Origin of the sequence: Geomonas subterranea, assembly GCF_019063845.1 — a bacterium.
In the GTDB taxonomy this organism is placed as follows: domain Bacteria; phylum Desulfobacterota; class Desulfuromonadia; order Geobacterales; family Geobacteraceae; genus Geomonas; species Geomonas subterranea.
On the sequence record NZ_CP077683.1, the window covers coordinates 846,176 to 860,932 of the forward strand.

13 protein-coding genes are annotated in these 14,757 nt (G+C 63.7%); all 13 read left to right on the top strand.

Annotated elements, in window-relative coordinates; all coding sequences use genetic code 11:
• Positions 1-7 precede the first annotated feature (7 nt).
• Genes KP001_RS03725 through KP001_RS03785 form a run of 13 tightly spaced genes read left to right on the top strand, consistent with a single transcriptional unit; the run spans position 8 to position 14,744 of the window.
• Positions 8-1,507, top strand: a complete 1,500-nt coding sequence (locus KP001_RS03725) for an XrtA system polysaccharide chain length determinant (protein ID WP_217288236.1) — start codon at positions 8-10, stop codon at positions 1,505-1,507.
• 22 nt (positions 1,508-1,529) lie between these two features.
• Positions 1,530-2,420, top strand: a complete 891-nt coding sequence (locus KP001_RS03730) for an XrtA-associated tyrosine autokinase (RefSeq protein WP_217288237.1) — start codon at positions 1,530-1,532, stop codon at positions 2,418-2,420.
• Between the two features lie 12 nt (positions 2,421-2,432).
• A complete protein-coding gene (locus KP001_RS03735; RefSeq protein WP_217288238.1) occupies positions 2,433-3,536 on the top strand; it encodes an XrtA/PEP-CTERM system-associated ATPase in 1,104 nt (367 codons plus the stop codon).
• A gap of 2 nt (positions 3,537-3,538) precedes the next feature.
• The gene (locus KP001_RS03740) at positions 3,539-4,774 is read left to right on the top strand and encodes a TIGR03016 family PEP-CTERM system-associated outer membrane protein (protein WP_217288239.1); all 1,236 of its coding nucleotides are present in this window, start codon (positions 3,539-3,541) and stop codon (positions 4,772-4,774) included.
• A 15-nt stretch (positions 4,775-4,789) separates the two neighbouring features.
• Positions 4,790-5,659: an XrtA system polysaccharide deacetylase gene (locus tag KP001_RS03745; protein ID WP_217288240.1), complete on the top strand. Its 870-nt coding sequence runs from the start codon at positions 4,790-4,792 to the stop codon at positions 5,657-5,659.
• A complete protein-coding gene (locus KP001_RS03750; protein ID WP_217288241.1) occupies positions 5,652-6,680 on the top strand; it encodes a FemAB family XrtA/PEP-CTERM system-associated protein in 1,029 nt (342 codons plus the stop codon). The genes KP001_RS03745 and KP001_RS03750 overlap by 8 nt, the downstream gene beginning before the upstream one ends.
• Positions 6,681-6,730: 50 nt before the next feature.
• Positions 6,731-7,531, top strand: a complete 801-nt coding sequence (locus tag KP001_RS03755) for a glycosyltransferase family 2 protein (protein ID WP_217288242.1) — start codon at positions 6,731-6,733, stop codon at positions 7,529-7,531.
• A gap of 8 nt (positions 7,532-7,539) precedes the next feature.
• A complete protein-coding gene (locus KP001_RS03760; protein ID WP_217288243.1) occupies positions 7,540-8,511 on the top strand; it encodes a glycosyltransferase in 972 nt (323 codons plus the stop codon).
• Positions 8,512-8,567: 56 nt separating this feature from the next.
• Positions 8,568-9,749 carry a glycosyltransferase gene (locus KP001_RS03765; RefSeq protein WP_217288244.1) on the top strand — a complete coding sequence of 394 codons (1,182 nt, stop codon included), beginning with the start codon at positions 8,568-8,570 and terminating at the stop codon, positions 9,747-9,749.
• Between the two features lie 4 nt (positions 9,750-9,753).
• Positions 9,754-10,548, top strand: coding sequence for a putative nucleotide-diphospho-sugar transferase (locus KP001_RS03770; protein WP_217288245.1), 795 nt, complete (start codon positions 9,754-9,756; stop codon positions 10,546-10,548).
• 55 nt (positions 10,549-10,603) lie between these two features.
• Entirely contained in the window at positions 10,604-12,109 is a 1,506-nt protein-coding gene (locus tag KP001_RS03775) for a nucleoside/nucleotide kinase family protein (RefSeq protein WP_217288246.1), read from the top strand.
• Complete coding sequence (locus tag KP001_RS03780; RefSeq protein ID WP_217288247.1) at positions 12,103-13,449, top strand: O-antigen ligase family protein; 1,347 nt, start codon at positions 12,103-12,105, stop codon at positions 13,447-13,449. The genes KP001_RS03775 and KP001_RS03780 overlap by 7 nt, the downstream gene beginning before the upstream one ends.
• Positions 13,446-14,744, top strand: coding sequence for a lipopolysaccharide biosynthesis protein (locus KP001_RS03785; protein ID WP_217288248.1), 1,299 nt, complete (start codon positions 13,446-13,448; stop codon positions 14,742-14,744). The genes KP001_RS03780 and KP001_RS03785 overlap by 4 nt, the downstream gene beginning before the upstream one ends.
• Positions 14,745-14,757: the final 13 nt, after the last annotated feature.

The window sequence follows — 14,757 nt, forward strand, 5'->3', positions numbered from 1 at the left end:
ATCAGCCATGCAGCAGTCATTCGAAACGGAATACAAGAAGTACCTGCAGTTGCTGACGCGGAACAAGGAACGTTTCGTTGTGTGGGCTTTAGCGATCATGACCGCCGTCTTCCTTTTGAGCTTCATCCTTCCGCGCAAGTACGAGGCGACCAGCACGGTCTTCATCGAGAAGAACGTCATCGGCGAGCTCGTGAAAGGGATCACGGTGACGCCGTCCATGGAGCAGACCATCAGCGTGCTCACCTACGAGATCACGAGCCGCACGCTGCTGACCAAGGTGGCTGACTCGCTGGACATGACCCTTGGCAAGAGCCAGAGTGAGAACGAGGTGCTGATCAGGAATTTGCAGCTCAACACACAGGTGAAGGTCAAGGATAGGAACCTCTTCACCATCTCCTACACGGACAAAAACCCCAAGCTCGCCCGTGACTACGTCAACACGCTGGTGCGTACGTACATCGAGCAGAACACTTCTTCCAAGCGCGGCGAGTCCTACGGCGCCACGCAATTCCTCTCCGAGCAGATCAAGGCGTTCAACGAGAAGCTGCAAAAGGCCGAGGCCGAGGTCAACTCCTACAAGCGGGAAAAAGGGGGGGTGATCTCGATCAACGAGGGGAAGCTGTTCGAGGAGATCAACTCGGCTCAGCAAAAGCTCTACGACCTCGAACTCAAGCGCAGGCAGCTGGAGGGGATGCGCCAGGTGACCCGAAAGGGGAGCGACCCGCTTCAGCTCAAGCTGGTGGCGCTGCAAAAACGTCTGGATGAGCTCAAGGTTCAGTACACCGACAACTACCCCGAGGTCCTCACCGTTAAGGGGGACATCGAAAGCGTCAAGGAGCAGCTGAAGCTGCGCAAGGGGGGGGAGGTGCTTTCGCTGGACCCGCAGGAGCTTGCGAGGATCGATGCGGAGATCGGCGCCCTCAAGGTGTCTGAGGAGGGGCTCAAGCGGTACATAGCGAGCAACCGGCAGCTGCTCCAGAGCATCCCGCAGGCGAAGGCGGGGCTCGCCAAGCTCGAAGTGGAATGGGAGAACCAGAAGAAGATCTACGACCAGCTCTTCGCCCGTCACGGTCAGTCAGAGGTGTCGAAGCAGATGGAGGTGCAGGACAAGTCCACCACGTTCCGCATCGTCGACCCCGCCCTGCTCCCGGTGAAGCCGTCGAGTCCCAACCGGCTGAAACTGATGTTGCTGGGGATCGTCGGCGGGCTCGCCGGAAGCTTCGCGCTGCTGGTGCTGGCAGACCAGCTCGACCCCTCGGTGAAGGAGGTCGCGACGGTGCGGGAGTCGGGGCTGCCGGTCCTCGCCGTGATCCCCCGGGTTCGCGACCCGCTGGGCGAGGCGGCAAGCCGCCTGCGCAGCCGCAGGATCTTCGCCGCTTCAGCGCTGTACTTTCTCCTGATGCTCGTCTTCCCGGTGATGGAGGCCCTGGACATGCCCCACATGGACCGTCTCCTGGACAGCGTCTACGCCTTCAAGACCGAAACCGTAAACCGCGTGCTGCACTGACGCACAAACCGAGGTTTCCCATATGAGCAGAATCGAAAAAGCCATGGAAAAGGCGGCATTTCTCAGACGGCAGGGGGATGACTCCGCAGCGCGGCCGCGCGGCGTCGACGTGCCCCAGCCCGCAGCGCCTGTCGCGTCTCCCTCCCCGGCCACACAGGAATTCAGGGCCCCGGTCTCCCCAAGGTACGGCACGCTCGCGCCGGACAGCCCGTACCTTGTGAGCCTCAAGGACCCTCACTGCCCTGCGGCCGAGGAGTTCCGCAAGCTCAAGTCCGTGCTGGTCAAGATGACCACCGGTGAGTCCTTCCGCAACAGCATTCTCGTGACCAGCTCCGTTCCCGGCGAGGGGAAGAGCCTCACCGCCATCAACCTGGCCGTGAGCCTTGCCCAGGAACTGGATCACACGGTGCTGCTGGTGGACGCCGACCTGCGCCGACCCTCGGTGCACCGTTACTTCAACGTGGAGCAGGGGGCCGGGCTGGCCGAGATACTGGCGGGGGAGGTGGAGATAGCAGAGACCATCATCCCCACCGGAATCGGCAAGCTCTCCATCATCCGCGCCGGGCGCTCCATCGACAACCCGGCCGAGCTTTTCGGCTCCCAGCGCAGCAGGGGCGTGCTTGCCGAACTGAAGAACCGCTACCCGGACCGCTACATCATCCTCGACTCCTCGCCGGTGCTGTCGTTCGCAGAGGCGAGGACGCTTGCGGGCCAGGTCGACGGTGTCCTGTTCGTGGTCATGGAGCGGCTCGCCTCGCAGACCAACGTGAGGGAGGCGCTGGATGCGTTGAAGAGCTCCCCGCTACTGGGGATCGTGTACAACGCCGCCACCGTGGACGAGACGGACGGCCGCTATGCGTACTACCGCGAGTCTGGTGCCAGGCGCAAGGACAGTCCGCCGGTGGCGCCGTGACGGGGAGCCGCCATGTATGAAGCCTTCTTCAAGCTGCGCAAGAAACCGTTCGAGCTGGTTCCAGACCCGGACTTCATCTATCTGAGCCGGTCCCACAAAAAGGCCCTCACCTACCTGAACTACGGCATCAGGGAGCGCGTCGGCTTCATCCTCCTTACCGGGGAGGTGGGGGCCGGCAAGACCACGATCATCCGTGAACTCCTGGGGACGGGGTATGAACGGGTGGTGGTCTCCAAGGTCTTCAACACCCGGGTCAACTCCGAGCAGCTTCTCGCCATGATCAACGACGACTTCGGTCTCGAGGTTTCCGGGCGCGACAAGATCACCCTGCTCAGGGAATTGAACGATTTCCTGCTGGAGCAGTTCGGCGCCGGCAACTTCCCGATGCTCGTGGTCGACGAGGCGCAGAACCTCTCCGCCGAGCTTCTCGAGGAGATCCGGATGCTCTCCAACCTCGAATGTGCGCAGGGAAAGCTGTTGCAGATCCTGCTGGTCGGCCAGCCTGAACTGCGCGACACCCTGGACACGCCCGGGCTGAGGCAATTGCGCCAGAGGATTAGCATCAACTGCCACCTGAAGGCCCTGAGCCAGGAGGAGATGGAGGAGTATATCCTGCATCGCCTGGAGGTGGCCGGCAACCGGAGCGCCGTCACCTTCGCACCGGGCACCCTGGCGCTCGTCTACCAGTACAGCAGAGGGATCCCGCGGCTGGTGAACGTCATCTGCGACTTCCTCATGCTGGCGGCTTTCGCCGAAGAGAGCTTCGTCGTCACTCCGGAACTCACCCGGGAGGTACTGGGGGACCTGGATTTCGAGACCCACTTCTGGGGGAGGAGCCTCCCTCCCGCGTCTCCTGCCGGGCCGGAACATGGGGTGCCGGACCATGAGGCGGAACTGCTGCGGCAGACGCTGAACGAGGTTACCGCCACCCTGTCGCTTCTGCGTCAGGATTTCAACGCGCATGCGGCGAGGATCGACGCGGAGGTGGCCGATGTGCGCGGACAGGTTTCCGGGCTCGCCGAAGAACTGGCGGGGGGGCACGCGGACAAGGGTACTCCAGAGAGGAGCTTCATGCAGCGACTGCTTCTTGGCGGCGGCATCGGGAGGGGGAGGTGAGCATGGCGAGAGAGCGAGGCCGCAGGTGCGCCAGTGCCGGTTTGTTCTGCCTTACCTGCTTGTGCGGCGCGACCGCCCTGGGCGCCGACTTCACCTTCACCCCGTTTCTGGGGGTGAGCGAGGAGTTCAGCGACAACGTCCTCGACTCCGCCGTCGACCGGCGCAGCGACTTCATCACGCGGGTTCAGCCCGGGGCGCAGGTGAACTACCGCTCCCCCGCGATCGAGGCAAGCGGCGGTTACAACTTCGATTACCACCACTACCTGCACGGGACCAAGGGGGACGAGCGCAACCACAACGCGAACCTGAGGGGGAAGGGGGAGCTGGTCGACAACTTCTTCTTCGTCGAACTCGCCGACACCCTGACCCGGGTTTCCCTGGATATCGCCCGGGACAGTACCGCGGAGAGCCTCTACTCCAACCAAAGCGACAGCAACACCGGCATCGTGAACCCGTACCTTATGTGGAGGCTCGGTGAGAAAACGACCCTGAAGACCAGCTACCGCTTCGTGGACACGCGCTACTGGAACGGGGACGGGATCAACAAGCGCGAGAACAGGTGGGGGGCGGACTTCACCCTCACCCCCACCCAGCGACTGAGCCTGAGCGCCGGGTACGCCTTCGCGGAGCTGACCACGGACCTGATCGATTACACCCTGAACGACGTGAACGCGGGGTTTAGCTACGAGTTCGCGGAGCGTTCCTTCGTTCACGCGAGCATCGGCCACAGCTGGCAGGATTTTGCCGGGAGGGAGGATACCCGCAACCTCTTCTGGGATGCCGGCGTCACGAAGGACTTCGGCCCCCTCTCGGCGACCCTGGCAAGCTACCGGAAGTCCACCGAGGCCCCCTTGTCCGTCTACACCATCGAGACGGGCCACCGCCTGTTGCTGGAGAAGCGTCTGAGCCGGGGCGCCGTCGGCCTCAGCACCGGCTACACCAAGTACCGGGAGACGATCCTCGCCAGGGCCGACCGCAGCAAGACCGCCGTCGGGCTGTTCTGGCACCAGGAGCTGTCGGACCGGCTCAACGGCAACCTGGCCCTTTCGGGCGACCACATGACCGGGGAGACCTACTCCTACCATTTCACCGGCAGCGGCGGCGTCAACTACCAGTTCAACCACGGCATCACGGCGGGTCTCACCTACACCTTCGTCGCCTACCAGGACGACATCGTAAGCGGTGCCGGAGGCAAGCACACCAACCGCGTCATCGTGGCGCTGAAAAAGACCTTTTGAGGAGGTGTCGGCCCGGTGCTGAACGCCCTGACCATAGACGTGGAAGACTACTTCCAGGTCAACGCCTTCCAGCCGTACATCCCCAGGGAGAGCTGGGACAGCTATCCGTTGCGGGTGTCGGACAACGTCGCGCGTCTGCTCGACCTTCTGGAACAGTATGGGGTACACGGCACCTTCTTCATCCTCGGCTGGATCGCCCGGCGGCAACCGCAGCTGGTCAGGGAGATCCAGGGGCGCGGCCACGAGATAGCGAGCCACGGCTACGGTCATCAGCTCATCTTCGCCATCGGGCCGAAACTTTTCCGCGAGGACGTGCGGCGGGCGAAGCTGGTGCTGGAGGATGCGGCGGGCGTGCCGGTCCGGGGGTACCGTGCCCCCACCTACTCGATAACGCGCGACTCCCTTTGGGCGTTCGACATCCTCTCCGAGGAGGGGTACAGCTATGATTCCAGCGTCTTTCCCATCCACCATGACACCTACGGGATCCCTGACGCGCCGCGCTTTCCCTACCGGGTGCGCACGTCCGGGGGGATGCTCCACGAGTTCCCGCTCAGCACGCTGCCGCTCCGGGTGGCGGGGAGGAGCCTGCAGTTCCCCATCGCGGGGGGGGGATACCTGAGGCTTTTGCCGGCACCCCTGATCCGGTGGGGCATACAGAGGATCAACGCCGTGGAGGGACAGCCGACCGTGCTCTACCTGCATCCCTGGGAGATAGACCCGGGACAGCCGCGCGTGCAGGCGGGACTCAGGGCCCGCTTCCGGCACTACGTCAACCTCTCGAGGACCGAAGGGAAGCTTCGTTATCTGTTGCAGGGGGTGCGCTACGGCACCATGAGCGAGGTGTTGCGGCTGCACGACGCGAGGGGAGGTGGCAACGGTGCATAGGGTTACCGAAGATCTCGCGCCGCAGCGCTGGGACGCCTACGTCGAGGCGAGCGCTGCCGGTACCCCCTACCACCGCTGGGTCTGGCGCGGCATCATCGAGAAGAGTTTCGGGCACAGGTGCCATTACCTGGCGGCCCTGGATGCGCAGGACAGGGTAACCGGCGTGCTGCCGCTCGTGCACATGAAAAGCGCGCTCTTTGGCAACTTCCTGGTCTCGGTCCCCTTCGTGAATTACGGCGGGGTGCTCTGCGACAGCGAGGCGGCGCGGGAGGCGCTTCTGGCCAGGGCGGACGCCCTGCGCGGGGAGTGCGGGGCGTCCTACGTGGAGCTGCGTCACGTAGGCCATGCGCACCCGGGGCTACCGGAGCGAAGGCATAAGGTCACCATGCTCCTGGCACTGGAGCGGGACCCCAAGGCGCAGTGGGACGGCTTCGACGCCAAGCTGCGCAACCAGGTGCGCAAGGCCGAGAAAGTGGGGCTTTCCTGTCTCATCGGGGACGCGGAGTACCTCGATGACTTCTACCGCGTCTTCGCCAGAAACATGCGGGACCTAGGCACCCCGGTCTACGCCAAGCGGTTTTTCCAAAGCGTCCTCGCCGACTTGGCCGGAAGCGCGCGCATCGTCGCCGTGAAACGCGGGGAAACGGTGATCGCCGCCGGGATTCTCAGCCGGTACCGGGACAGCGTCGAGATGCCGTGGGCATCCTCCCTCGCCGAGTACCGCACTCTGTGCCCGAACAACATGATGTACTGGGAGGCCATCAAGTACGCCATCGGCCTTGGCTGCACCAGCTTCGATTTCGGGCGCTCCACCCCAGACGGCGGGACCTACAACTTCAAGAAGCAGTGGGGGGCGAAGCCGGTACAGCTGCACTGGCAGTACCTGCTGGACCAGGGGACGCAGCCGCCCGAGCTCGACAACAAGAACCCCCGCTACCGGATGGCCATCGCCCTCTGGCGCAGGTTGCCCGTGCTGGTGACCAGGCTCGCCGGGCCGCACATCGTGCGTTGCATCCCGTGAACCGGGCGCCGCAGCGGCGGCGGTACCAAGAGCACAAGAGGAGCCTGTCCGTGGATCTCTCCGTGATCGTTCTGACCTGGAATTCCGAGAAATACGCGCAGAGGTGCCTGGCGTCGGTCCTGCATTCCCTTGAGCTCAGCCGGCTGGATTACCAGGTGGAAGTGGTCGACAACGGCTCCACGGACGGGACGCGCCTGGTGCTGGAAGGGCTCGCCTCGCTGCACCCGCGGCTGGCGCTGCAGTTCCTCCCCGAAAACCTCGGTACCACGCTGCCGCGCAACCTGGCGCTCAAGAGGGCAAGTGGGAGGAACATCTGCATCCTCGATTCCGACGTCGAGGTAGGCGAGGGGGTCTTCACCGACCTCATACGGTACCTGGAGAGCCACCCCGATGTCGGTCTGGTCGTCCCGAGGATCCGGTACCCGAGCGGCCTGATCCAGAAGTCGTGCGACTCCTTTCCCACCCTGCAGCGCAAGCTGAACCGCCTGCTGCGCCTGCGTGCCATCGAAGCCAGGGAGTCGCCTTCCCAGGAGGAGGTCACCGGGACCTTCCCCGTGGACTACGCCATCTCGGCGTTCTGGCTTTTCCCCTCGCGGCTGCTGGACCGCGTAGGGATGCTGGACGAGAGGATCTTCTATTCGCCCGAGGACGTGGACTTCTGCATCAGGGTGTGGAGGCAGGGGTACCAGATCCATTGCGTTCCCACTGTCGCGGTGGTTCATCACACCCAGGAGATCTCGCGGGGGTGGAGGTTGAACAAGGCGAAGATCAGCCATGTCCGGGGGCTCGCCTACCTGTTTGTGAAGCACCGCTACCTCTTCAAAGCACCGCGGTTCCGGAGGGAGTATTGACATCCTCGATGAAACAAGAGCAGGCGGCGCCCCGTGCGGGTGACACCAGGCCGCGGTTTTCCGTGATCATCCCTGCCAGAAACGAGCGGAAGAACATAGGGCGCTGCCTCGATTCCATGCTGGCGCTCCGGTGGCGCCGCGACGACTACGAGGTGCTGGTGATCGACAACGGCTCAAGCGATGACACCGTCGAGATCGCCCGGAGCAAAGGGGCGCAGGTTCTGGTCCAGCCGGGGGTGACCGTCGCCGCACTGCGCAACCTGGGCGCGCGGCGCAGCCGGGGTGAAATCCTGGTCTTCATCGATGCCGACTGCACCGTTGCCCCCGACTGGCTGGAGGCCGCCTCCCGCTACCTTGAGCGTGACGACGTCGTCTGTTTTGGCAGCCCCCCGGTCGTGCCGCCGGACGCCACCTGGGTGCAGCGGGCCTGGTTCAGGGTGAGGAGGAAAAAACGGGAGGTTGGGGAGACCCAATGGCTGGAATCCATGAACATGTTCCTGCGCCGGGAGGCCTTCGCCGGCTGCGGAGGGTTCGACGAACGCCTGGTGACCTGTGAGGATTACGACATCTGCATACGGCTGGGCCGGGCAGGGAAGATCATGAATGACGAGCGCATCGTCGCGGTGCACCATGGCGAGGCCGCGACCCTGGCCCACTTCTTCCGCAAGGAGCGGTGGCGCGGGGCCAGCAATCTGGCCGGGATGAGGCTGCACGGCGTGTCGCGCAGGGAGGTTCCCAGTCTGCTCGCGCCGGTACTGCACGGGGCCTCCCTCGTCCTGCTTGCCGCCGCCTGCCTCGCCCCCGCCGGGATGCGCGGCTACCTGGTTCTTCCCGTGCTACTTTGGCACCTGCTCCTTCTGGTGAAGAGCTTGCGGGTCCACCTCCCGCACCTGGCCCTCTCCAGCGTGTTGCAACTTTATCTCATCTTGAACGTGTACCTCCTGGCACGCGGGGCCGCCCTGGCGCGGGCCGGACGTTAAGAGCCGCGCCGGGGACGGACATGCATGTGGCGGGGTATGACGGGTTGACTCACACCATGACACAAAAGACGCGTGAAGAGATGCAGGCGACCGGCACATGCGGGAGCGGGAGGATCACCGTGCTGCAGCTGGGGAGCCCCTCGGGGCTGTACGGCGCGGAGCGCTGGATCCTCGCGCTGGTACGGAGCCTGCCGCCCGACCGCTTCGACGTCTGGGTGGGGGCGGTGAAGGACCATCCCCGCGACCCCGTCCCCCTTTGTGAGCAGGCACACTCCCTGGGGTTCAAGACGGTCGTGTTCGAAAGCCGCGGCAGGTTCAGCCCCTCGTCGCTGGGCCAGGTGAGGCGCTTCATGCAGCGAAACCGCATCGACATCGTGCACACCCACGGCTACAAGACCGACCTGATCGGGGTGATTGCCTCTCTGGGGACCGGGTGCAGGGTCGTTTCCACCCCCCACGGATGGACCAGCGACCCGGACTTGAAACTGCGCCTTTACGAGACCCTCGACAGGGTGATCTTCCCCTTCTGCGACGCGGTGGCTCCGCTGTCCGAGGCGATGTCGAGAGACCTTGGACGCATTCCGGGGGTGGGGAGAAAACTGCACCTCATCGAGAACGGCGTCGACCTGCAGGAAGTCGAAGCGGTGGACCGGGTGGAAGAGAGCATGACCCGGTGGAAGGAGGAAGGATCCCTCATCGCCGGGTACATCGGCCGCCTCATCCACGGCAAGGGACTCGAAACCCTCTTCTCGGCACTCGCCGGCGAGGGGATGGGGAAGTGGCGGCTGGCGCTGGTCGGCGACGGTCCGCAGCGCGAGGAGTTTGTCACGCTGGCCGGCAGGCTGGGGCTTGGTGAGCGGGTGCGCTTCTTCGGTTTCAGGCCGGACCGGCTCTCCTTTCTCAGGGGGTTCGACACCTTCGTGCTCCCCTCGGAGTCCGAAGGCATCCCGAGATGCGTCATGGAAGCCATGGCCGCCCGGGTGCCGGTGGTCGCCTCCGACATCCCAGGGTGCCGCTACCTCGTCGAACATGGTCGCACCGGGCTTCTTTTCCCGACCAACGACGCCGCGCAGCTGGCGCACGCCCTGCAAAGCCTGGCGGCGGACCCTGAGCTCGCCAGGCGCCTGGGGGTTGCCGGGTACCACCATGTGACGGAGTCTTTCTCCGGCGCCAGGATGGCGCTGCAATACGGCCGGCTCTACGAGGAACTGGTGCCGGCAGCAAAACCCGAACGGTGAACCGATGGTCATAGTCACTTGCGCAAATGCTGATAGAGCCAAAGACGACAGCGGGGAGGAGTATGAGAACTTCAGCTTCAGGAAGGTCATCTCACACACCGTCGCTGTTGCCCAGCGGCAGGGGTATACCGCCGAGGTCTACGACCTGGGGGAACTCGGCATGGGCGAGCCGTTTTCCGTAACCGACGAGACCTTCGCCGCGAAGGGGTACTACGAGAAGGAAGTCGTCGGCGGGTACAAGAGCAAGTCCCTGTTCAAGCCCGGGCTCGTGAGACTTTCCATGGCGAAGCACGACGACCTGGTGGTGTACCTGGACGGAGACGCCCAGCTGCGCGCCGGCCTCGACGAGATCGATACGGATGACTACGACGTCGGCGTCACCCTCCGGGACGCCGGTGAGCTGGAGTCGGAGTGGCACAAAAAGCACATGGAGATCGTCAGGTTCGTCAACGCCGGGGTCATCTTTTTCAGGCCGACGCGGCAGGCGGAGGACTTCGTCGCCAGGTGGTCGTGCCTGACGGATGAACTGGGGAACGACCAGATGGCGCTGAACCGGTTGTGCTGTCCCGACCGGTACCCGGCCCCCTGGAGCGTGCACGTCCTGGACGGGGTACGCGTCAAGTACTTCCCGGGGAGGATCTACAACTTCTATTATTTCCCGGAGATGTTCAGCGGGGGGGCGAAGGTGCTGCATTTCAAGGGGTCGGTCCGGCATTTCTATCCCTTTGGACCCGGCAAGAAGCTCTTCTGTCTGTGCAGGGTGCCGGTGACGAAGCTTTTGGCGATGCTGAAGAAGTAGCTATGGACACGGCTGACGGTCCGGCATCGTGCAAGATTGGTGAAAGTGGGGAGTCATGCTCGAGATATGCGCACAGTTTTTCCATCATCTAAACAGCTCCGGGGTTTTGTACTGCCACTGGAAAAGCAACCGTAACCTCGAGATGTCGCTTGCGGGGAAGACGGACCTGGACCTCCTGGTGGACCCCGCCTCTCGGCAGCTCTTCGAGCAGTCACTTGCCTTCTTCGGAATGAAGAGGCTGGATGCGCCGCCCGGGAAGGCGTTTCCAGGACTGGAGGATTACCTCGGTTTCGACTACGCAACAGGCGCCCTGATCCACCTCCACGTGCATTACGCGCTGGTGATGGGGGAGAAGTTCATCAAGAACCACCGGCTTCCGCTGGAGCGGCTCTTTTTCAACCACCTGGTACTTTCCCCGCAGGGGATATGGATCCCCTGTCCGGAGCTCGAGCTGATCGTCCTGGTGCTGCGGGCGCACATGAAGACGGACCTCGCTTCATTGGTAAAGCTGCGCATAAAGGAGTCCCTGGGGGAGCCCTACAACCCGTTCCCGGACCACATCCTCCAGGAACTGCTTGAACTGACCGGTAACTCCGACCTGGAGAAAGCCCGGGACATCTACCGGGAGAGCGATCTCCCCCTCGCTCCGGAGCTCATCTTCGACTTCATCCGCGACGTGAGAGGGGGGACGCTCCGGGCCGGGGCGCTTTTGCGAGGCAAAGCGCGCATCCTTTTCGGGTTGAGGGGATACGCGAGGGAGAACATACCCGCAAGCTACGTGAAGTACGCCGTCCAGTACCTGAGGAGGCTTCCTCTTATGCCCCGGTACTCCCCAAAGAAAACGGTCTCCGGCGGCGGGCGTGTCTTTGCCCTGGTGGGCGCGGACGGCGCGGGCAAGTCGTCGCTGGTGCAGGATCTCGACCGGTGGCTCTCCTGGAAGGTGCAGACCCGCCGCGTGTACCTCGGTATCCCGAAAGATGGCGTGGTACACGCGGGTTTCGCATTGGCGAGGAGGCTCGCCGGGCTCGGGCTTCGCCCCTGGGCCGGGGCGCTGGAGGCCCTTTTGTGGCTGGTCGTCGCCCGGCGGCGCCGTGCCGTCTCCCTGCGGGCCAGCCGCCTTGCCGCGGCGGGCGAGATCGTGCTGTCGGACCGCTTCCCGATGGAGGAGTTCAACTGCATGCCCCTCCCCATGGACGGCCCGCGGCTGGGAAACTCCGGCAGCCGCTTCGCCGACCTGGAAGCCTCCTTGTACCGGCAGCTGGCGCGCCCGGACCGCATCTTGGTCCTGAAGGCCGACCTGGAGGCGCTGCGCAAGCGCAAGGCGGATCTTCCCTTGGAGGCGCACCTGCAGAAGGTGAGGGCGGTGAACGCCATCGCGGAAAAGGGTAACACCCTGGCCGTCGACGCCATGCGCGGCTACCAGGAGGTGCTGCTCGACGTCAAGCGGCTCGTCTGGCGGGCGCTGAGCGGCGACGACGCAACCGCGGCATACCTCAACGCCCCTTCCTCCGTGCCTACCGTCCGGGGTGAGGCGGCAGGAATTGCGAGCGCGCCATGCTGACTGCCCTTCTCTTCGTTTTCGTGAACTGTGCGGGATACTTACTCGCCATACTGCGGGGACCCTTCTGGGCCCTCCTGGTCTACGCGCACATCTACTTCAACTCCCCCGACCCGCACATCAACTGGTGGGGCGAGCTGCTCCCCTTCCAGCAGTGGAGCTACCTGACCACCGCGGTCCTGCTGGCGTCGATGTTTCTGCACAAGAACAGCCTTTCCGACCGCCCCATACGGACGGTCCATCTGGTCATCTACTTTCTCGGTCTTACCGCGCTCCTCTCCCTCGGATCCGAGTTCAAACCGGTCTCCATGGGGTTCCTCACGCTGATGGTCTCGTACACGGTCATCTGTTTCGGCCTGGTCAAGATCATGACCGAGCGGTGGCAGCTAAGGGTGCTGTGGTTGTGGCTGATCATCCTGAGCGCGAAGCTCTCCCTGAACGCCTACCTGTACGGCAAAAGGATACATGGCCGCCTGGAAAACATCGGCGGCGCGGACTCGGTGAGCTCGAACCTGTTCGGTCTGCTCCTGGTCGGCGTCATCCCCCTCATGGTTCCCTTCCTGCTCTCGGGAAAGCGGTACGAACGGATCATCTGCCTGCTGTGCGCACCGTTCATACTCAACGCGTTGGTGTTGTGCAACAGTCGCGGCGCCTTCGTCGCGCTCGCAGGGGGGTTCTTCGTCGCCTTCATCTTCCTCGCGGAGCGGCAGTTGAGAAAGACGATGATGGCCATGGCGGCGCTCGGCATAGTCGCCTTCCTCTACCTTGCGGACCAGGAGATGATGGAGCGGCTGGCCAGTCTGACCCAGGCGACCCAGGCCATCAATGATGACCAGCAGGCCAACACCCTCTCCAGCGGGAGGCTCGAGATCTGGGGGTACGGGCTGCAGATGGTGGCGGACCATCCCTTCGGCGCCGGTCCCGGCGGCTTCAAGCAGTTGGCTAAGGACTACATGCCTCCGGAGATCCTGAAGGTCCACGCCGACGGGGAGACCGGTGTCAGGGGCGCCCACAGCTCCTACCTGCTGGTGCTGGTCGAACAGGGGCCCCTGGGGCTGCTGCTTTGGTTGTCGATCTGTCTGGGGACCTGGTTCAACATCCACAGGGGGTACAGGGCGTTGCGGGGGAGGGAAGGCGCCGACCCGTTCCTGATTTTGGCCGTTTTCTCCCTGGGGAGTTCCTTCGTCTCCACCTTGCTGGGGGGCTTGTTCACCTCGCGTGTTTATTACGAATTCTTCTGGTGGCAGGTCGCGATGGCAGTCGTGATCGCCTTCTTCGCCAGTGAGGAGGTGGCCTCGCTGCAGGAAAAGCAAGGGGAAAGAAGCGGTGCGGCTCACACATGACCAACGATACCATCTTCGCCAGGCTGCTGCGCAACTCCGGCACGATCTTCCTCGGCAACTCCGCGGCGTCGGCCTTCAACATCGTCTCCTTTTCCCTGCTGGCACGCGCGGTGGGGGCGGAGCTTCTGGCGGTGTTCGCCCTCTGCCAGACCTATGCCGCGCTTATCAACGACATCTTCAACGTGCAGACCTGGGAGTCGGTGGTCAAATTCGGTTCGGCAAACCCCAGCGACCAGGAACTGGGGAGCCTGATCAGGACCAATGTGGTGATCGACACGGTGAGCGCGGTCATTGCCTGCGGCGCAGCGCTCTTGCTGCTCCTTCCCGTCTCCGTCGCGGCGGGATGGAGCAAAAGCTACCTCCCGATGATCTCCTTTTACGCCCTGACCATTCTCTTCAACAGCACCACCCTGGCCATAGGCGTACCGCGCCTGCTGCGGGAGTTCACCGGTGTCGCGAGGATTCAGATAGGGGTCGCCGTGCTGAGACTTGCCGCGGTGGGCACCTGCTATTTCATGAAGGGGGAGGCAGCCGTCTTCATCGGCGTCTACATCTGCATGGACATCCTGGCCAATCTCCTGCTCACCTGCTACGGCGCGCGGCTGGCTACACGGAGACTGGGGCGGAAGTGGTGGTCCAGCAGGATGCACATCAGCAGGGAGCAGGTCGGTTTCATCTGGTGGACCAACCTGAGGACCATCATCCGGGTCCCGGTCAGGCACTTCGACGTCATCGTGATCAGCTCTGTCATCTCCATGGAGGCGCTTGGGTGCTACAAGGTCTACAAGGAGATAGTCAAGGTGATCGCCAACGTCGCCGACCCGGTGAGCCAGGCCGTCTTCCCGGAGTTCACCAAGCTGATCGGCAGCGACAGGTTCGACGAATCGGTAGCCCTGGCCAGAAAGTCGATGGCCGCGCTGTCGCTGGTCTCCGTTGCCCTCTGCGGCGCGCTCTGCCTGGCGGCGGGGGTGATCGTGAAGGCGTTTTTCGGCGCCCAGTTCCTTGGGCGGCTGCCGGTTCTTTACCTGATGATCATGGTGGCGGGGCTCTCCTTCGCCACCTCCCCGATAAACTCGCTGTTCATCGCCGCCGGATACGCGAAGGCGAGTTTCTATGTCGTTGTGGTCACCAACACGGTGTACCTCGCCATGGCCTACCTGTGCGGTTCCGCCTTCGGGCTGGTCGGTATCGTGGTGGCCAACGCGACACAATTCGTGCTGAACAAGGAACTGAAGGTGTGGGTCATGAAAAGGACCGGGCGGTGGACCAGAGAGCCCCGCGTGGCACCCGGCTAAGGAAACGGAGATG

Bases quoted from the DNA above. Each gene is read 5' to 3' on its own strand.
- KP001_RS03725 (WP_217288236.1), top strand. From the start codon at position 8: ATGCAGCAGTCATTCGAAACGGAATACAAGAAGTACCTGCAGTTGCTG.
- KP001_RS03730 (WP_217288237.1), top strand. From the start codon at position 1,530: ATGAGCAGAATCGAAAAAGCCATGGAAAAGGCGGCATTTCTCAGACGG.
- KP001_RS03735 (WP_217288238.1), top strand. From the start codon at position 2,433: ATGTATGAAGCCTTCTTCAAGCTGCGCAAGAAACCGTTCGAGCTGGTT.
- KP001_RS03740 (WP_217288239.1), top strand. From the start codon at position 3,539: ATGGCGAGAGAGCGAGGCCGCAGGTGCGCCAGTGCCGGTTTGTTCTGC.
- KP001_RS03760 (WP_217288243.1), top strand. From the start codon at position 7,540: ATGAAACAAGAGCAGGCGGCGCCCCGTGCGGGTGACACCAGGCCGCGG.
- KP001_RS03765 (WP_217288244.1), top strand. From the start codon at position 8,568: ATGACACAAAAGACGCGTGAAGAGATGCAGGCGACCGGCACATGCGGG.
- KP001_RS03770 (WP_217288245.1), top strand. From the start codon at position 9,754: ATGGTCATAGTCACTTGCGCAAATGCTGATAGAGCCAAAGACGACAGC.
- KP001_RS03775 (WP_217288246.1), top strand. From the start codon at position 10,604: ATGCTCGAGATATGCGCACAGTTTTTCCATCATCTAAACAGCTCCGGG.
- KP001_RS03780 (WP_217288247.1), top strand. From the start codon at position 12,103: ATGCTGACTGCCCTTCTCTTCGTTTTCGTGAACTGTGCGGGATACTTA.
- KP001_RS03785 (WP_217288248.1), top strand. From the start codon at position 13,446: ATGACCAACGATACCATCTTCGCCAGGCTGCTGCGCAACTCCGGCACG.